This is a genomic window from Asticcacaulis currens, assembly GCF_028550395.1.
In the GTDB taxonomy this organism is placed as follows: Bacteria; Pseudomonadota; Alphaproteobacteria; order Caulobacterales; family Caulobacteraceae; genus Asticcacaulis; species Asticcacaulis currens.
Genome location: NZ_JAQQKW010000001.1, coordinates 439,510 through 458,257, shown reverse-complemented (window position 1 = coordinate 458,257; position 18,748 = coordinate 439,510). Strand labels below are relative to the sequence as shown.

At 60.1% G+C, this 18,748-nt stretch carries 12 protein-coding genes; 5 read left to right on the top strand and 7 right to left on the bottom strand.

The window, feature by feature from the left end:
• Positions 1-41: 41 nt before the first annotated feature.
• On the bottom strand, positions 42-5,009 hold the full coding sequence (locus tag PQU94_RS01950; protein ID WP_272739808.1) for an alpha-2-macroglobulin family protein: 4,968 nt from the start codon (positions 5,007-5,009) through the stop codon (positions 42-44).
• Between the two features lie 201 nt (positions 5,010-5,210).
• On the opposite strand from PQU94_RS01950, the gene PQU94_RS01945 reads away from it, so the two are divergent.
• The 5 genes from PQU94_RS01945 (at position 5,211) to PQU94_RS01925 (ending at position 10,950) form a co-directional block, all read left to right on the top strand.
• Complete coding sequence (locus tag PQU94_RS01945) at positions 5,211-5,711, top strand: response regulator (RefSeq protein ID WP_272739807.1); 501 nt, start codon at positions 5,211-5,213, stop codon at positions 5,709-5,711.
• Positions 5,712-6,031: 320 nt separating this feature from the next.
• Positions 6,032-8,392, top strand: a complete 2,361-nt coding sequence (locus tag PQU94_RS01940) for a TonB-dependent receptor (protein ID WP_272739806.1) — start codon at positions 6,032-6,034, stop codon at positions 8,390-8,392.
• A gap of 68 nt (positions 8,393-8,460) precedes the next feature.
• Positions 8,461-9,219, top strand: a complete 759-nt coding sequence (gene trmD, locus PQU94_RS01935; protein ID WP_272739805.1) for a tRNA (guanosine(37)-N1)-methyltransferase TrmD — start codon at positions 8,461-8,463, stop codon at positions 9,217-9,219.
• Positions 9,220-9,240: 21 nt separating this feature from the next.
• Complete coding sequence (gene rplS / locus PQU94_RS01930; RefSeq protein ID WP_013477725.1) at positions 9,241-9,669, top strand: 50S ribosomal protein L19; 429 nt, start codon at positions 9,241-9,243, stop codon at positions 9,667-9,669.
• A 150-nt stretch (positions 9,670-9,819) separates the two neighbouring features.
• Positions 9,820-10,950, top strand: coding sequence for a PQQ-dependent sugar dehydrogenase (locus PQU94_RS01925; protein ID WP_272739804.1), 1,131 nt, complete (start codon positions 9,820-9,822; stop codon positions 10,948-10,950).
• Positions 10,951-11,090: 140 nt separating this feature from the next.
• Here the strand turns inward: PQU94_RS01925 and PQU94_RS01920 are convergent, their stop codons facing one another.
• From PQU94_RS01920 to rbfA, 6 genes are all read right to left on the bottom strand, one after another.
• A complete protein-coding gene (locus tag PQU94_RS01920; protein WP_272739803.1) occupies positions 11,091-13,328 on the bottom strand; it encodes a TonB-dependent receptor domain-containing protein in 2,238 nt (745 codons plus the stop codon).
• A gap of 237 nt (positions 13,329-13,565) precedes the next feature.
• Complete coding sequence (locus PQU94_RS01915) at positions 13,566-14,240, bottom strand: pentapeptide repeat-containing protein (RefSeq protein WP_272739802.1); 675 nt, start codon at positions 14,238-14,240, stop codon at positions 13,566-13,568.
• Between the two features lie 139 nt (positions 14,241-14,379).
• Positions 14,380-16,632 carry a polyribonucleotide nucleotidyltransferase gene (pnp, locus tag PQU94_RS01910; RefSeq protein ID WP_272739801.1) on the bottom strand — a complete coding sequence of 751 codons (2,253 nt, stop codon included), beginning with the start codon at positions 16,630-16,632 and terminating at the stop codon, positions 14,380-14,382.
• 247 nt (positions 16,633-16,879) lie between these two features.
• Entirely contained in the window at positions 16,880-17,149 is a 270-nt protein-coding gene (rpsO, locus tag PQU94_RS01905) for a 30S ribosomal protein S15 (RefSeq protein ID WP_013477720.1), read from the bottom strand.
• Between the two features lie 33 nt (positions 17,150-17,182).
• Positions 17,183-18,136, bottom strand: a complete 954-nt coding sequence (truB, locus tag PQU94_RS01900) for a tRNA pseudouridine(55) synthase TruB (RefSeq protein ID WP_272739800.1) — start codon at positions 18,134-18,136, stop codon at positions 17,183-17,185.
• 3 nt (positions 18,137-18,139) lie between these two features.
• Entirely contained in the window at positions 18,140-18,610 is a 471-nt protein-coding gene (gene rbfA, locus PQU94_RS01895; RefSeq protein WP_272739799.1) for a 30S ribosome-binding factor RbfA, read from the bottom strand.
• Positions 18,611-18,748 lie beyond the last annotated feature (138 nt).

Genomic DNA, 18,748 nt, shown 5'->3' with positions numbered 1-18,748 from the left:
CGGCCGGTACCTCCCCTGAAATCAGGGGAGGGGCTTCTATCTTATCGTGGCGCCACCGTCAGACGACCACCGGCTGTACGCGCATAGAGGTCCTGACGATAGAGGTCCTTCACCTCCACACCGGGCAAATAGTATTCACCCGGCGTGACCGCACGTGCCACATAGGCCATGGCAAAGCCGCTATTGGCCGACACGTCCAGCGCCGCCACATAGCGGTCGTCGCGAGCTTCCTGCACATCCGGCTGGCTAAGGTCGCCCACGAAGCGGAAGGGTCCGTTCTGAGCGTCGTCGCGCGACAGGGTCATTTCAATCTCGAATCCAGCCGGCAAGGCGTCATCGATTACGACCGGACGGGTTTCAGCGTAGTTCGTCCGTCCACTGATGACCACCAGCACCTTCTGGCCCTGCACGACCTGAGACGGGTCGATGCGCTGCCCCTGAAGCGTATAGTAGGCCTTGTCGATCGTGAAGCCCTTCGCCTCTGCCGGGGGCGGGGCCACCGGCACACCGGTGACGGTGATCGTGCGCCACACCGCTCCCTTGCCCTGATTGGTGAACTTCGCATCCTTCACCGCAGAGATCTGGAAACGTTGCAGGCTCGACTTGCCGTCCAGCGCCTTGACATTCTCGCCCTTGATGCTGAGCGGCCCGGACTGAGCCAGCATCAGGGAGGCCGCCTTAAGCACCTGTGCCTGTTCCTGCGTGTTCATCTCGTCCGGGCCTTTGACGTGGCGTTCCAGCAGCGGGATGAGGGCCTTAGCCGTGTCAAGCTCCCCGGCCTCATAGGCCAGAGCAATGACGGCGGCCACGTCGCGCAGAGGCGACTGATACCAGTCATAGGTGGCCTTATAGCCCATGCCCTGCGCCGCCTGACGAAAGGCCGATCTGGCCCGCGCCTTGTCGCCCATAAGAGCCAAAGCGGCCCCAATCTGCGCCTTCGATACCGGAGACCGCTCCGCCTTGAACTGCACATCGTGATACCAGCGCAGGCGCGCCAGATCGCCAGATCCGGCCTTGGCCATCACGTAGAGCGCGTAGGCCGAGGCGCGTGAACGCATTTCTTCGGAGACGGTCTTGGCGGCCATGGCGTTCCACCACGGACCTTCCTCGATCTTGAGGCGGTAGGACACCGAGGTGAATCCTTCCGGTTTCGACATGTCGCGCATGGCGTTCATCGCCTTGTCGATGACGTCCTGCGGCACATAGACGCCGCGCTTGCGCGCCTCGATCAGGAAGTCTGTGGCATAGGCGCCGATCCAGCCTTCGGCTTCGCCGTCGCCAGCGCGCCAGAGCCCAAACGCGCCGTCAGCCGACTGACGATCCAGAAGACGGTTCACCGCCCCCTTAAGGATGGTCTGGGCCCGCGCCGCATCGGCGCCGCTGACATAGAGCCACGGATAGGCTGCCGAAACGATCTGTTCGGTGCAACCATAAGGGTAACGGTTGAGCGCCGCCGCGAGCGGCCCCGGGTCAATGCCGCGGAACGGTGAGTAGGACACCTGCACCGTCGCGGACCCCGGCTGCAAGCCCTTAAGCAGGTCCTGAGGCAGGGCAAAAACCGCCCCCGGTGCCTGCTGGTCGATGAAGGTGCGCGTCTGCGCACCCCAGCCCATGCGGGTCTGAATCTGATAATCCTCATCAAAGCCATAGCCCTGACCCGACAGAGCCAGATTGATCTTCGACACGCCGACCGTCGCCGGGGCCTGAATGAGAATGCCTTCCTGCACGCGCTGACCCTGACCGATATTGAAAGCCTTCTTGAAGGCCGTAACGATACCGTTGAAGCCCTTCACAAGGCTCTCATATAGGCCTGGCTTGCCCTCGACGTTGTTCAGCTCAAGCGTAGCATAGGCCTTATCACCCGGTGCAAGGAAGCGCGGCAGGGCCAGTTCGGCCACCACCGGCTGACGCACCGTGAGCTTATCCTCGGCCGAACCGACCGCATCGTCAGTCCAGGCAACGGCCATGATCTTCAGCTCGCCATTGAACTTGCCGACCGGCAGCTTGATATGGGCTTTGCCATCGAGGCCGGTATTAACGACCCCCGACCACAGGGCGACCGTCTTGATCGGCGTGGTGGTCAGGCCATCACCACCGATCTGATCGCCCCCGAAAACGTCAGCGGCCGCACCGAGATTGGGATCAAGCAGACGGCCATAATCGTCACGATATTCCAGCCCCAGCGCCCGCTTGCCGAAATAGAAACCGGCAGGATCGGGCGTCTTGAACTTGGTCAGGTTGATAATGCCCTGATCGACGACGGCGAGCGACACACGCGCCGTCTTGCCGAGGCCGGCGCCTTCGACCTTTACCGGCACGTCGATAATGGCCTGACCCGATTTCGAGAAGTCGGGACGCAACACCTTGTCTTTAAGATCGAGCGTGACGTTCAGCTTGCGGTTTTTCGGATCCAGCGGCACGTAGATCAGGCCCATAGCCCGGCGCGGCTTGGAGGCATCAACCGGGTCGCGCGGCTGTACGACGCTGACCATCACATACGCCCCGCCGCCCCAGCGCGCGTCGGTCTTGAGCCGCACGGTGGTGCCATTATCGCCCACACTGACGGTTTTCAGGTCGATCAGCCGGTCATTGGCCACCGCAATCTGCGCCTCGCCGCGATAGGGCGATTTGAGCGTCAACGAGATGGTGTCGCCCTGCGCATAAGTCTGCGATCCCGCCGTCAGGCGCACAAAATCCGGCGCCTCGGTACCGTCGGACGGCGCGCCCCAACCGGCGGCGAAGCGAATTACGGTCTTCGCGCCCGTTGAAGCCTGTGTAATTTCGAGACGGTAATCGCCCCAGCCCAGACGCTTTTCAAAGCTGAGCGGCGACGACGCCGCGATTTCATAGTCCTTGTCCGAGATCACCACGTCCTTAGAGGTGCGACGCCACTGCCAGCGTCCATCCTGCTGATACCAGTCGTAGTTCCAGTTTTCCGCGATCAGCTTGACCTTAACGCCGCGCGCCGTCACCGGTGCCCCTTGCGCATTAAGGGCGATCAGGTTGAAGGCCGTGATAGGGTCTTCGCCGCCCTTGGCATCTTTGGTGTCGAGTTTCACACCGACATAGACCGGCTTGGTTCGAATACGCAGGGTCTCCACCTCGCTGACCGGGCGACCACCCGGTTCGAACACCGAGGCGGTGACAAGCGCGGTCAGAGGCTGATCCGTGTCGAATTTCGAGGCAAACGGCAGAACGGCCCTGCCGTCGGCATCCGTCGCCGTTTGCGGCAGATCCGAATATTGCTCATCGAACGGCGTCTGTTCATTGCCGAAGCGATAGTCTTTGTATTTGGGGAAGGGATTGCGATCGACGCGTACACGCGCGGAACCCGAAACGCTCAGTCCGGACCCCGACGCCCCATAGAGGAAACGAGCAGCCACCTGTACGGCGCGCGTCTCATTGACGCCAGTCAGCGGTCGATCGGCATCGGCCTTCATATCCACGCCAAGGCGCTGTGGCGCAAAATCTTCGACGGCGAACCCGGCACTGCCCTGTTCTTCGTCAATCCCTTCGATCAGGAGCTTAGCACGCCATTGCCCGCGCGGTGCCGACTTCGGCAGGGCGATATTGGCATAGGCAAAGCCCTGAGGCGTCTGAGCGAACGGATAGCGGAAGGCTTCGACACCCGACGGGCGATAGACGACCAGTGCGCCCCTGCGGTCCTTAATAGCCTTTCCGTCCGGATCGCGCACCAGCGCCACCAGACGTACGGTCTCTCCGGGGCGATAGATGCCGCGATCCGTATAGAGATAACCGTCCACCAGCGCATTCGCCGTGCGGCCATCGGTCAGCTTCTCATCTGAACGTCCGCCCACGCCCTGGGACGAGAAGTCCATCGGCGAGGCATGAATATCCATAGCGGTGAAGTCTTCCGCCGGGCCATAGGCCATGATCATCTTGGGCGACAGGGCATCTTCGCCCTTCAAAAGGGCTTTGTCGAAATGCACACGGCCATCGGCAGTCGAATTGGCCGAGGCCAGTTCTTCGCCATTCTGGGCCACCAGCGCCACGCGCACCGACCCCATCGGTCGGGCGGTTTTCAGCGAGCGCACCACCACATCGACACCCGTCGTGCCCGTATAGGTGGTCAGGGCCATATCGGTGAACAGTATCCAGCGGCGCGCCTGTGCCGGCTGATCACTCTCCTTCTTGTCGCGGCCACCCGAAGCGTCACGCACTTTCACCACATAGGCCCCGGCCTTGAGGTCTTTTAGCACAGCCCCCAGCGGGAAGACGGTGGTAACGCGCTCACCCGCGCCACCCTTGACCGCCACCTTACCGGACCAGATCTTATAGCCTTCGCCCTTGGGGCTGTCCTCGCCCCATTCATAATCGTAATCGCCCTCAGCGGTCGCGTCCGGCGCGCTGATCGTTTTGCGCACAAGATTGCGGTCGCCGACACGCCAGACCTCAAACGCCAGTGTTGAGACGTTAAGGCTTTCTACAGCCACCCCGTCCGATTCCTCGCGCGGCAAAATGACACCGTTGCCAGCAAAGCCGACATAGGGCGGCTTTTCCCCGAAAGTGAAATCGACATCGGCATTCTGTTTCAGCGTGTCCTTACCCGCTGAAGGCAGGCCCTTGAGCAGCGTGACACGGCGGTCGGTAAAGCCGAACCCACCAACGCACAGTTCGGACCCCTTTACCGTGACCGCCGGGGCCGACGGCAGCTCCGGTGACACCAGTACGTAGTCGCCATAGGATTTGGAGGCATCCAGCGGTCTGGAAAATTCGACGCAGGCCTGCGGTGAGGATCCGGACGTATCAAGCCGTTGTTTCCAGACGGCAAAACCGGCAGGCTTCATGCCGCCGGAGCGGGGAGCGTTCTTATCGCGAACCTTGCCAAAGAGCTTGCCCATGGTTTCGGTAATGGGAATCTGACCCCCGGGCGCGGGCGATTTGAAGCCACCTTCGGTCGCTTTGGCCGTCAAGAACCCCACGCAGAACCCAGAAATCAAAACAGCCGCAGCGGCGCTGATGACGGTACGATTACGCCAGTCGATCATTGGGGATCCCCCTTTATGTTGCGGCGGAGTATGGTCCGGTTCCGCGCGGGCGTCAAAACCCTCTGTTCAAGAGGATGTGAAATTTTTTTGGCGGTACAGGTCATAAAAAGCGTCTATTAACCTATCGCTAAGTTTAATGTTTTCGTTAAAGGGGAGGACCGGACGGTTCAAACCGGTGTCCTTTAGGGCTGTGAGGACTGAGTGAGTAACTTTTCGCGTGTTCTGGCGCTGGTCGTTGACGACAACCACTATATGCGGGTGATTGTCTGCACCATGTTGCGCGCCATGGGCATCACCAATATCCGCGAAGCGTCCGATGGCGCCGAAGCGCTGGAAATCGTGCGCGACTGGCGCCCTGACGTCATCATTACCGACCTCGTTATGGAAACGCTGGATGGCATTGAGATGACGCGCCTTATCCGCACGGGGTCAGACAGTCCACATCCCTATGTACCCATTATCATGATGACCGGTCATACCGACCGCTCACATGTACTGGCGGCGCGCGACGCAGGGGTGAATGAGTTTGTGGCTAAGCCGTTGACGGCGCGCGCCCTGATCGACCGCATGAAAAGCGTCATCGACAACGAGCGCTCCTGGGTGAAGTCAGCCAGTTATACTGGCCCCGACCGCCGCCGCCGCAAAAACCCGGATTACCGTGGCCCCATGCGCCGCGCCACGGACAAGACCGAGAAAAACTAGAGCACAATCGGAAAATGCGCCAAAAAACTAAACCAGGCCATTTCTTGATAATTGCGTTATAAACCAATAATTTAGAAACATGCTACGGCTCACCTAGCCGACGAATACTCTAGCCACGGTCGTTTTCAAACAAACAGTCTCACCCCTGACATCGCCCCGTGGCAGGTCTCGTATCGTAATTCGTCACCGGGCGATATCAGCCGGCAGCAAATTTCAGATTCAGGACAACAGGCTCCAGCTCACGGCATTTCGGCCTTGCGCTTATTTATTGAACGTTTTAATGGGTGGCGTTCAATATAATGACAATGCCAGGCTCCTGCATGTTTTTACCGCTCTGCGGCCACCGCGCCCTTCCCCTCGCCGTTCGCTTACTGACCGCGACTGCAATCACCAGCGCGATTGCAGGTCCCGTGTGGGCGCAGGAGGTGACCGAGGTCGTGGTCACCGCACGCAAGAAGCCCGAAACCCTTTCCCACGCCCCGCTTTCGGTGGCCGTTATCACCGGTGAACAGATGCGAGGTGCCGGCGCTTACGACCTGCGCGACGCACAGGTTCTGACGCCGTCGCTGCTGATCACCTCCACCGCCAACGAAGCCCAGACCACAGCCCGTCTGCGTGGTGTCGGCACGGTTGGCGACAATCCCGGTCTGGAATCGTCAGTCGGCGTGGTGATTGATGGCGTAGTGCGCGCCCGCACCGCCACGGCCATGAGCGATCTGGGGGTCGTGGAGCGCATCGAGATCCTCAAGGGGCCGCAGACCAGCCTGTTCGGCAAGGGGGCGTCAGCGGGCATTATTCAGGCCGTCACACAGGCTCCGCGCTTTACACCCGAACAGGTCTATGAGCTAACGGCGGGCGAGCGTGGCACCTTCGCGGCCACTGCCTATGTGTCAGCGCCGCTGGCCGATAAATGGGCCGGGTCCTTGTCGCTGGTCCACCGGCAACGCGATGGCCAGTACCGCGTTACTACGGGCCAGGGTCCGCGCGGCGAGACCCGCGACGGCGATCAGAACTACGACTCCCTGCGCGGTCAGCTTCTATACATGGACGCCGACCGTCTCGGGGTGCGGCTGATTGCCGACTATACGGCGCGCGACGAAAACTGCTGCACCGGCACAGTGGTTCAGGTGGGCGCAACCGCGCCTTGGATCAATAGTCTGGCGGCAGGCAACGGCGTGGCCACCACCGCCGATATCGATGGCCGACGCGCCTTCAGCAACCGTTCGACCGCTCAGCGTATCCAGGATGGCGGCCTGTCGGCGGAGGTCAACTGGCGGCTCGACAGCGGTCCGACCCTGACCAGCCTGACGGCGGTGCGCCGCTTCGATCATCGTCAGGGTTATGATGCCGACTTTTCAGGAGCTGACATCTATTACCGCATCCCCGCCGATTTCGGCACGCGCTTCGATACGCTCAGTCAGGAATGGCGGCTAGCGGGGAAAAACGGCCCGCTCGACTGGCTGACCGGCGTCTATCTGTCATCAGAAAAGGTGACCCGGCGCGATTCCTACGTCTATGGCGAAGACTATGAGCCTTATCTCAGCCTGCTCCTGTCCGCCGGGGCCTCGCCCACCCGCGTCGCCAGTCTGACGGGGCTTAGCGCTGGCAGCGCCTATCCCATCGGGGGCGGCGCGCGCGACATCCATCGTCAGACGGAGCGCAATGCCGCCCTGTTCGCCAATCTCGACTGGGCGCTGACGAGCGACGTGTCGGCGGTACTTGGACTGCGCTTCAACCGTCAGACCAAGACGCTGAACTCCGCCTATAGCAATACGGATGGCGGCGTCGGGTGTGCGGCGGCGCAGTCGAGAAGTGCAACGAGCCTCGGCACGTTGTGTCAGTCCTTTTCCAATCCCGCCTTCAACCGCCTCGATCTGAGGCAGAAGCTATCGGACGACGCCGTCACTGGCACCTTCAAACTAAGCTGGCAGACCACGCCTTCGGTGATGAGCTATGCCTCGGTGGCGCGTGGCTGGAAGGGCGGCGGCTTCAATCTCGACCGGGAACAGACCAGTACCTTTGCCGCTGACCGCGACACCTCGTTCCGGCCCGAAACCGTCACAGCCTTAGAGGTCGGGCTGAAAGGCCGCTGGTGGCGCGGGCGTCTGGCCTTTGATGCCGCCGCCTTCCATCAGCAGTTCCACGATTTTCAGCTCAATACCTTTCTGGGGGCGACCTTCCTTGTCACCTCGGTGCCGGAGTTGACCTCGCATGGTTTAGAGGCAGAAACGCGCCTGACGCTGAAGAACGGCCTGCGTCTGGTCAGCGGCGTTACCTGGTCTGAGAGCCAGTTCGGACCGCAGCCTGTGCCTGGCCTGCCGCGCCTCACCGAGGCACGCGCGTCGTTTGCGCCCAAATGGTCGGCGACGCTTCAGGCCGATTATCACCGCGAATGGCAAGGTCTGAATTGGGGCGCGGCGCTCGATGCCCGCTATAATTCCGATTACAATACCGGTTCTGATCTCGCCCCTATCAAGATCCAAGGTGCCTATACACTAATGAATGGACGGCTCAGTGTAGCGAACCGCGATGAGACGGTGGCGCTTGACCTGTGGGGCACGAATCTGACCGATGAGACCTATTATCAGGTGGTGTTCGGTGCACCTCTGCAGTCGGGCACGTTTAATGCCTTTTTGGGGCAGCCGCGCACCATTGGCCTGACGCTGCGTTTGCGGCGTTGATGGCCTCAGGCATCGTTAAGGCACAGGCGATTTGCGGGCGGTAGGGGTCTGTGCTATGGCCCCGCCCAATGAATGATCTGCCTGAACACTCCCCTGAGACCGCCGCGCCCTATCGCGTATCGGTACTGACCATGTTTCCGGAAGCCTTTCCCGGCCCGCTGGGGGTATCGGTTCTGGGCAATGCCAGCAAAGAATCTCAGCTTTGGGCGCTTGAGCCTGTGGACATTCGGACATTTTCGAGCGATAAGCGCGGCTTTCTCGACGACACCCCTGCCGGGGGCGGTCCCGGACAGGTGCTTAAGGCCGATGTGATCGCCAAGGCGCTTGACAGTCTGGGGGCCGATGACCGGCCCAAAGTCTATATGAGCGCCCGGGGACGGCGGCTCACCCAGGACAAGGTCAGGGAATGGTCGAAGGCTTCGGGCCTGATCGTTTTGTGCGGTCGTTTCGAAGGCGTTGATCAGCGCGTACTGGATGCGCGCGGTTTTGAGGAAATCAGCGTCGGTGACGCCGTCCTTGCGGGCGGAGAGTCGGCGGCGATGGTCACCATAGAGGCAGTTGTGCGGCTTATCCCAGGGGTTCTGGGGGCCGCCGACAGCCTCGATACCGAAAGTTTTGAGGATGGTCTCCTCGAACACCCGCAGTACACGCGACCGCGGACGTTTGAGGGCCTCGACATCCCCGAAGTGCTTTTGTCCGGCGATCACAAGAAGATGGCCGCATGGAAGCAAAAACAAAGAGAGGCAACCACGAAGGAACGCAGACCAGACCTCTGGGCGGCGTATCTTTCCAAATCACAGGCAAAAGGCGCTCCCAAAGGGGAGTAAGCCCAAAATTGGAGTTACATCATGAACCTGCTTCAAAAGATCGAAGCCGAAGAAGTGGCCAAGCTGAAGGCTGGCAAGACCGTTCCGGCTTTCCAACCGGGCGACACCGTCCGCGTCAACGTGAAGATCAAGGAAGGCGACCGTGAGCGCGTTCAGGCCTATGAGGGCGTCGTGATCGCCCGCGCCGGCACGGGCATCAACGAAACCTTCACCGTCCGCAAGATTTCCTTCGGCGAAGGCGTGGAGCGTAAGTTCCCGCTGCTGTCGCCGAACATCGACTCGATCGAAGTCAAGCGTCGCGGCGTCGTGCGTCGCGCCAAGCTGTACTATCTGCGCGATCGTCGCGGCAAGTCGGCTCGTATCGTCGAGCGTTCGCAAAACTCGACGCGCGGCTCGAAGGGCGACGAACTGCGCGCCCAGATGGCGGCCAGCGAGTCCACCGAGGGCTAACTCTCTACCGCTTGTCGGAATTGAAAACCCCGCTGGTTCGTCCGGCGGGGTTTTTTCTTGCTCTATCAATCCATTATGCAATCGGTTTTTAACTGGCGGCCGTATCAGGGGGTGCTAATCTCGCGCAAACCCCTGCGAAAAGAGGCCCTGATGAAACGCCGAGATCTGATGCTCACCGGTCTGAGCCTGACGCTGCTCCTGACCACCCCCGCCTGCGCCCAGACGGCCAGCCGCCCTGCGCCTGAGTCGAACGCCTTTGAAGCTCGAGTGTTTGCCGAAGGTATAGAACAGCCGTGGGGCATGGCTTTTCTGCCTGACGGGCGTTTACTGGTTACGGAAAAAGCCGGTGGGATCAAGCTGATCAGCAAGGACGGCAAGAGCCTTCAGTCGATTTCCGGCGGCCCCTCGGTGGTCGATTACGGTCAGGGCGGTCTTCTGGGCGTCGCGGTTGATCCGAAATTCAGCGAAAATGGCCTCGTCTATTTCAGCTTCTCTGAAGAAGGCGAAAACGATACGGCGGGCACGGCGGTGGCGCGCGGCAAGCTCGACGGTTCGGCCATTACCGGTATTCAGGTCATCTGGCGGCAGACGCCCAAGGTCGAAAGCCCCAACCACTGGGGCTCGCGCATCGTCTTTTCCAGAGACGGACAATATCTGTTTATCACGGTCGGCGACCGCGCCAATCAGCGGCCTCTGGTGCAACGGCTTGATACCACGATCGGCAAGACGCTGCGCATCCGCCCGGACGGCTCGATCCCCAACGACAATCCGTTTGTGAAGACTCCCGGGGCCAAGCCCGAAATCTGGAGCGTCGGGCACCGCAATCAGCAGGGGGCCTTTGTGCACCCGAAAACCGGCGATCTGTGGACCAATGAGCACGGCCCACAGGGCGGGGACGAAATCAATATCGTCAAGCCGGGCAAGAATTATGGCTGGCCCCTGATCACCTATGGCGAAGAATATGGCGGCGGCAAGATCGGTGAAACGGCGAAGGACGGGCTCGAGCAACCGCTCTATTACTGGACGCCGTCAATGGCCCCCGGCAATATGGTCTTCTACACTGGGCCTTATAAGCAGTGGCAGGGCAAGGTGTTTGTCGCCTCGCTGAAATTCCGCTACCTCGGTATGATTACGTTGGAAAACGGCAAGGTGGTGAAAGAGGAAAAGCTCCTCACCGACTTCAAAGAACGCATTCGCGACGTCGTGCAGGGTCCGGACGGTGCGCTTTATGCGGCGTTTGACAATGCCGAAGGGCGCATTGTGCGCGTGGTGCCGAAGTGACACTGATCGTATCGGGGTGAAGGCGTCCTGACCGCTTCATCTTATCTAACATTAAGAAAGGGCGATCCCCTCGAGGGGTCGCCCTATCTTAGTGTTCCAAGAGGAGGGGCCATTGGCCCCTCGACCCCGATAAATCCGGATTACATCCCGCCGGGGCGCGGACCCATGCCCGGGCCACCCATCATGCGCCACTGATTTTGTTGCGCATTGGCCGGGGTAGGACCACCAAAGGTGTAACGCAGACCTACATAGAAGACGCTTGCCTGCTGGCTGCGGGAAGATTCTGAATAGACCGTCTTAGTGTCCGTATAGCTCACCGACTTACCCGTATTCAGCGGGTCGCGCACCGTCACCGTCAGCGTCGCCTTTGGCGTCAGCTTGCGGGCATAGGTGATGTTCCCCATGCCAAAGGGCTCGGTATAGCCCTGGCCGGTCAGGGTCTTGCCGCGCGCAAAGAAGAAGGCTTGGAGCGTATCCTTCGGCGTAAGGGTGTAGGTGAAATTCATGCGGCCGTTGACTGAATCAGCCTCTTGCGTCCCGTTGGCCGGCGTGGTCAGCTCCGTGTGTGACACGTCCCCACCCAGAGACAGGTTCAGCTTAGGCGTCACCTGTCCATTGACGTTGACTTCGACGCCACCGGCCGTGCTGGAGCCGCCGTTCTCCTGCGTCGTCAAAAGCACATTGCCGGTGATGAAGCGGCTCGTTTGCGTGATGACATCGTTGTTTTCGCGATAGTATCCGCGGATCTGATAATTGATCTTGGGCTTTGTCACCTCATAGCCCAGTTCGAATGAGTCCGTCTCCTGCGGCTTGAGGTCAGGATTGCCCTGGCTGACGTTCTGCGCATCGACATAGGTGATGGCCGCATTGAGCGCCTGCGGGTTCGGACGCTGCAGACGACGCGCATAGGAGAAGCGAAGCTTGGCGGTGTCCGATAGCAGATAAGTGGCGAAGAAGCTGGGGCTCACCTTAGTGTAATTTACGCTCGTCTGCGTACCGGTGTTGGCAAGGAAGGTGTCGAGATCGAGGTTTTCGACGCGCACACCGCCTAAAACGACCCACTTTTCACCAAACGGCTTTTGATAGGTGGCATAGGCCGCGCTCAGGGTCTGCTTATACTGGAAGCTATTGGACAGGAGCGTATTGCCAAGGCCATCCGCACCAATACCGGTCGATTCATTATTGACCGTATTGTCATCGCGCGTGATCTGGATACCGGTGGTCAGCTGATCGGTTCCCACCGGGCGGTTATAATCCACGCTGAACACGGCGCTGCTGAGGGCGCGCGATGACACTTTCGTATCTGTAGTCGTGGAGACAGTCGGGAGCGTGAAGTTGTTGATATTGACGTACTCGCTCGATCCTGTTGACCGACTGATACGCAAATCCGCCTTAAGCGTTTCGCCGGGCAGGTTACCCGTATGGCTCCAGGTCAACGCGAGGCTTTGATCCGCACCCGGATTCTTAGAACGTGTCTCGTTCGTGAAGGCTCGGGTTGCTGCGCCCAGAGCATTATAGCTCGCCGTGACGCCCGTGCCTTCTGTTGTAAACTCACGCTTGTTATAGGTGACCTGAGCGCTGAGCGTATTGGTGTCGTCCAGATTATAGTCGATACCGGCATTGACGTTGAAGTTGGTGAAACCACCTGTACCGGAACCGTTTGAGTCCGTACGCGAAATGACATTGCCATTGGTGTCGCGATTAATCAGACGGCGCGTATTGCGGCCAAAACCACTTTCGTCGCGGTAGTTGATACCGCCGTTGACCGAAATCTTGCCCGCCGTGTAGCTACCATTGACACCGCCATTATATCGGCCATCGCCCACGGCGACATTGGCGGAACCAAAGCCACCTGGACGGCGGTTCTTGCGCATCACGAGGTTGATAATGCCACCGGTGCCTTCCGATGAGAACTGCGCACCTGGGTTGTTCATGACTTCAACCGACGAGATATCACCGCCCGACATCGCCTGAATGGCCCCGGCGCGATTGTCGCCCTGCATCATGGCCGAAGGCTTGCCATCGATATAGACTTGGACATTTGTGTTGCCGCGCAGAGCGACATTGCCATTGGCGTCGACCGTAACGCCCGGCACCTTGTTCAGCGTGTCCGCCGCCGTGCCGATGGCCGCATCGGCATTTTTGGTGTTATCATAGACCTGACGGTCAATTCGGTTCTGAGCCTTGGCCCCCGTGACGGTGATGGTGGTCGGCTCATCAGCCTTTTCAGGTGCCTTTTCCGGGGCCTTTTCCGGGGCCTTCTGTTCGGCGGGCTTTTCAGCTGTGGGCGCAGCCGTCTGTGCCGCGGCGGCAGATACAAGTAAAAACGAGGCGAGGACGGACAGGCTGGTGCCGGCAAGGCGCTTGGAAGAGGACATGTTGGGTGCTCTGAATATGTATGATCGGGACAAGCCCGCCGTCTTTATACGACGCAATGGCCCACCCCCGTTGCTTCCTCCATACATTATTTTGCAGATATGACCCGTTAAACGTTTGTAATTTTGGGTAATTTTTGGACGATTGTTGCAGACGCGAAATATATTTTCTTGGTTGGTAACAGGGATATAGGTTTTCAAAAGGCCTGCGACGGCTCGGAAACAAAAACGTCCGACAGTCTAACGCACCTTAAGCCCCAGTTCTGAAAGCAGTTCTGCGGCCTGGGCACGCGAAATGGTCGCGCCTTTGAACCGGCGCGCATCCTCCAGACGCACGCCACCAATATCCGTACCGCGCAGGTCCGCCCCTTCAAACCGGGCATGATCGAGCAACGCATCACGTAGGCTGCAGTCCTCAAACATCACCTGCCGAAAGTCGCAGCCCTGAAGGTCGGCATTGGTCAGATCAAGCGATTTGAGCGTCTGTTTGACAAAACCGATGCCCCTCAGGCGGGCATCATTGAGGCGGCAGTCTTCGAAACGGATATCGACATGTCGGCTATGGGTGAAATCCGCCCCGGTCAGTTTACAGCGGATAAAATGCGCCTGCGCCAGACCGGTCCCCTTGAACGGGGTGTTGTTGAAATCGCACGCTATAAAGTGCGCCTCGGTCAGATCGGCAGAAGTGAAATCGGCCTGCCCGCCCTTACAGGAAATAAAGTGCGCCTGCTCGAGCTTCGCCCCGCGAAACTTCGTCTTGCGCAGAATACAGTCTTCGAACACCCAGCCGTTCAGAATAAGATCGCTGAGGTCCAGCTCCTCCGCCTCACAGCCGACCAGCCGTGCGCGCTCACCCCTGTTGGCCAGAAGCAGGATCGCGCCCCGGTCTAGGATTTGGTCGGTAAGTGTGTGCATGGGAGAGTTTTAACGCTTTGCAGTCGTTGGGTCGAGGGGCCTGTGGCCCCGTCGTCTTCATTCAAAAAGAAAAGGCGGCCCCAAACGGGACCGCCCTTTCCTTTGCCTAAGGCAAGGGGGCTCAGCCCCCTTGACCCGATTAGTCGCGACGGGGACGACGCGAGCGGCGCGGACGGTCACCGCCCGAACGCTCTTCGCCACCCTCATCGCCGTCAGCTTCCGGCGCTTCGCCTGAAGCCGCGCGGGCCTCGTCACGGGCAGCCTTTTCGGCGGCCAGCTTTTCGGTGAGGTCTTCGCCGGTTTCCTGATCGACGACCTTCATCGACAGCTTGGTCTTGCCGCGATCGTCAAAGCCCAGGAACTTCACCTTCACTTCGTCGCCTTCGCTCAGGACGTCCGAGGTCTTGGCGACCTTTTCGTTCTTGATCTGCGAGATGTGGACGAGGCCATCCTTGGCACCGAAGAAGTTCACGAACGCGCCGAAATCGACGACCTTCACGACCTTGCCCTTATAGATGGCGCCGATTTCCGGCTCCGAAGCGATGGACTTGATCCAGTCGCGGGCCGCATCGATCTTCGACTGTTCGGAAGCCGCGATCTTTATGGTGCCGTCTTCGCCGATGTCGATCTTGGCACCGGTCTTCTCCACGATTTCACGGATGACCTTACCACCCGACCCGATGACTTCACGGATCTTGTCGGTCGCGATCTTGATCGTCTCGATCTTCGGCGCAAATTCACCCAGCTCTTCGCGGGCGCCCGAAATAGCCTTGTTCATTTCACCGAGGATGTGCAGACGGCCTTCATTGGCCTGACGCAGCGCCTTGGTCATGATCTCTTCGGTGATGCCCGGGACCTTGATGTCCATTTGCAGCGAGGTGATACCGAGCTCGGTACCGGCCACCTTGAAGTCCATGTCGCCGAGGTGGTCTTCGTCACCCAGAATGTCCGACAGAACCGCATAGCCGTCCTTTTCGAGGATCAGGCCCATGGCGATACCCGACACCGGACGCTTCAGCGGCACGCCGGCGTCCATCAGCGACAGCGAGGTGCCGCAGACGGTGGCCATTGAGGACGAGCCGTTCGACTCGGTGATCTCGGAAACGACACGCAGGGTGTAGGGGAATTCTTCCGCCGACGGCAGCATCGGACGGATGGCACGCCACGCCAGCTTGCCGTGGCCGATTTCGCGGCGGCCAGGCGAGCCCATGCGGCCCGCTTCACCCACCGAGTACGGAGGGAAGTTATAGTGCAGCAGGAAGCGTTCCTTATAGGTGCCTTCCAGCGCGTCGATGAACTGCTCGTCTTCGCCGGTGCCGAGCGTGGCCACGACCAGAGCCTGAGTCTCACCACGGGTGAACAGGGCCGATCCGTGGGTGCGCGGCAGGACGCCGACTTCCGACACGATCTGACGGACCTTATCGACAGCACGACCGTCCACGCGCTTGCCGTGGTCGATGATGTCACGGCGCAGAACGTCGGCTTCACATTCCTTGAAGGCCGAACCGAAGACGGCGGCTTCGACGCCCTCAGGGTTCTCTTCGGACTTCACCAGAACAGCCGCGGCCTTCTTCTTGGCTTCGCCGACAGCGGCGTGACGCTCGTGCTTACCCTTATGGGCGTAGGCAGCGATGATGTCGGAACCCACCAGTTCCTTGATCTTGGCCACAACGTCCGAGAAGTCTTCGGCTTCGAATTCGAACGGTTCCTTGGCGGCGTGTTCCGCCAGCTCGATGATGGCGTCGATGACCGGCTGCATACCGGCATGGGCGAACATCAGCGCGCCGAGCATCTTGTCTTCGGACAGTTCCTGCGCTTCAGACTCGACCATCATCAGGGCGTCCTGCGTACCGGCGACCACGAGGTCGAGCGCGCTTTGCTTCATCTGATCCAGAGTCGGGTTTAGGACATATTCGTCATCGATGACGCCGACGCGGGCGCCGCCGATGGGCCCCATGAAGGGCACGCCCGACAGGGTCAGGGCTGCAGAGGCGGCGACCATGCCGAGGATGTCCGGATCGTTTTCCATGTCGTGCGACAGCACGGTCACGACGACCTGAACCTCGTTCTTGAAACCCTTGACGAACAGGGGGCGGATCGGACGGTCGATCAGGCGCGAAACGAGCGTTTCTTTTTCGCTCGGACGACCTTCACGTTTGAAGTAGCCGCCCGGAATCTTGCCGGCGGCGAAGGTCTTTTCCTGATAGTTGACCGTGAGGGGGAAGAAGTCCTGACCCGGCTTCGGCGCGCGGGCATAAACCACGGTCGCCAGCACGGTGGTCTCACCGTAAGTAGCCAGCACGGCGGCGTCCGCCTGACGGGCGATACGTCCGGTTTCGAGCGTCAGTTTGCGCCCGGCCCACTCGATGGTTTTTCTTTTGATGTCAAACATGTGTGTCTTTCTGTCACCCGGCAGGCCCATTCCTGACGGGGTGGCTGAAGGGTGGCGGCCTGACTGGGCGGCGACCCGGTGTAAGGAAGGGCGAATCCCTTCCCGAAAACGTCTGCCGTATCATCCGGCAAACCTATATCTGTCCCGATTTGATGGGACCGTCACGCGAATTCTATGCCCGGATCGCGTTCCGGGTATCCATAATACAATCAGGGCCTGACGTTGCGTCAGGCCCTGAGAGATAGTCTTAGCGACGCAGACCCAGGGTCTCGACGATCGCCGTGTAACGGGCGGTGTCGGTGGCCTTGAGATAGTCCAGCAGGCGGCGGCGTTGCGACACCAGCTTCAGAAGGCCACGACGGGAGTGGTTGTCCTTCTTGTGCGTCTTGAAGTGCTCGGTCAGGTTGGCAATGCGCTCCGACAGGATGGCGATTTGCACTTCGGACCCACCCGTATCGTTTTCCGAACGGGCGTGGGTCTTGATCAGTTCAGCTTTACGCTCAAGCGTGATCGACATCGGGGTCTCCTTTCACGGACAAGGTCCGCAGGGTTACAGGTTGATAAGGCGTGTGGGGTAAAATTGCCCCAGCCGCAATTCGCCCAGGGCAACGATGTCTCCGTCCCGGTGCGCCCAAAGGGTACGCCCGTGCTCCGATTTTCCCGATTTTGACCGGATTTTCAGAGCGTCTTCCGCCGTTTGCGTGCGGGAGAAGGACAGGGGAATTTCGCGACCCTGTTTGAGCCTTGTGGCCTCGTCTTCCGTCACAGGCAGGGCCGGGATGTCGTCCAGCGCCGTCTCTACGGGAAGCAAAGCGTCCAAAGCGGCGTCTCTATGCCTCAAATCCTCTAACTTTTCCACCCCTGCGGACAAATTAATGTCGAAGCCGCCGACGCGCTCACGGCGCAGTGCGCTGACAACGCCCAGCACGCCCAACTCCAACGCGAGGTCGCGCGCAATGGCCCGCACATAGGTGCCCTTGCCGCAATGGAGGCGAAACTCGGCCTCATCGGCGGAGAGAATACGCTCCAGAGTGAGGTCGTGCACGACCACCGGCCGCGCCTCCAGCTCGACTTCCACACCTTCGCGCGCCAGATCATAGGCGCGCTGCCCATCGACCTTGATCGCCGAAAAGGCGGGCGGGGCCTGTTCGATCTCGCCGATGAACTGCGGCAGGACTTCGCGGATTTCCGCCTCGGTCGGGCGCAGATCGTCCTGTTCAAGGATCTCACCTTCGAGGTCGAAGCTGGCCGTGCGCTGCCCCCAGCGAACCGTGAAACGATAGACCTTGTCCGCTTCCATCAGATAGGGGACGGTCTTGGTCGCCTCACCCAGCGCGATGGGCAAGATGCCCGACGCCATCGGGTCCAGAGTACCGGCGTGCCCGGCCTTTTGCGCATTAAACAGACGCCGCACGAAGCTCACGGCCTGAGTCGAGCCCATCCCTACGGGCTTGTCCAGACAGACCCAGCCATTGACCAGATCACCTTTTTTCTTACGTGCCAAGGCCTAGTCCTCGTCCTCATCCTCGTGACGCGGATCGTTTCTCAGGTCTCTGGCCACGTCCGGACGCATGAACAGGGCGTCGATTCGCGCCGCCTCATTAAAACTTTCGTCATGCAGGAACCGCAAGTCCGGCGTAAACTTCATATCGATCATGCGCCCCAGAATCCCGCGCAGGAACTTGGCGTGACGGTTGAGCGCCTCAATCGCCGGAGCGATCTTGTCCTTTGAGATAGTCACGCCCCCGAGACCAGCCCCAAGCGGTTCCACAAACACCGTGGCGTGGCGCAGGTCCGGCGAGCAACGGACTTCGGTAATGGTGATCGAAACCCCCTGCAGGGCCTCGTCGTGCAGTTCTTCTTCGCGTAGGATTTCAACCAGCGCGTGACGGACCAGTTCGCCGGCGCGCAACTGGCGCTGGCTTGGTCCCTGAGCCTCGGCCTTGTGACCGCGGGTTTTATCGGAGTGTCTTTTCATCCGCCCCCTATAAGCCTTTTTGACAGATTTTCCATGAGATTCTGCACGTAAGGGGCGCACTTGCCAGCTTACGATAACGTTGTCTATAGTCCCCCTATAAGGCCCGATCACAGAGCGGGCCAGCCAGGGAGAGACAAT

Excerpts from the sequence above, each read along its gene's own strand:
- PQU94_RS01950 (WP_272739808.1), bottom strand. The coding sequence starts at position 5,009 with ATGATCGACTGGCGTAATCGTACCGTCATCAGCGCCGCTGCGGCTGTT.
- PQU94_RS01940 (WP_272739806.1), top strand. The coding sequence starts at position 6,032 with ATGTTTTTACCGCTCTGCGGCCACCGCGCCCTTCCCCTCGCCGTTCGC.
- trmD (WP_272739805.1), top strand. The coding sequence starts at position 8,461 with ATGAATGATCTGCCTGAACACTCCCCTGAGACCGCCGCGCCCTATCGC.
- rplS (WP_013477725.1), top strand. The coding sequence starts at position 9,241 with ATGAACCTGCTTCAAAAGATCGAAGCCGAAGAAGTGGCCAAGCTGAAG.
- PQU94_RS01925 (WP_272739804.1), top strand. The coding sequence starts at position 9,820 with ATGAAACGCCGAGATCTGATGCTCACCGGTCTGAGCCTGACGCTGCTC.
- PQU94_RS01920 (WP_272739803.1), bottom strand. The coding sequence starts at position 13,328 with ATGTCCTCTTCCAAGCGCCTTGCCGGCACCAGCCTGTCCGTCCTCGCC.
- PQU94_RS01915 (WP_272739802.1), bottom strand. The coding sequence starts at position 14,240 with ATGCACACACTTACCGACCAAATCCTAGACCGGGGCGCGATCCTGCTT.
- pnp (WP_272739801.1), bottom strand. The coding sequence starts at position 16,632 with ATGTTTGACATCAAAAGAAAAACCATCGAGTGGGCCGGGCGCAAACTG.
- rpsO (WP_013477720.1), bottom strand. The coding sequence starts at position 17,149 with ATGTCGATCACGCTTGAGCGTAAAGCTGAACTGATCAAGACCCACGCC.
- rbfA (WP_272739799.1), bottom strand. The coding sequence starts at position 18,610 with ATGAAAAGACACTCCGATAAAACCCGCGGTCACAAGGCCGAGGCTCAG.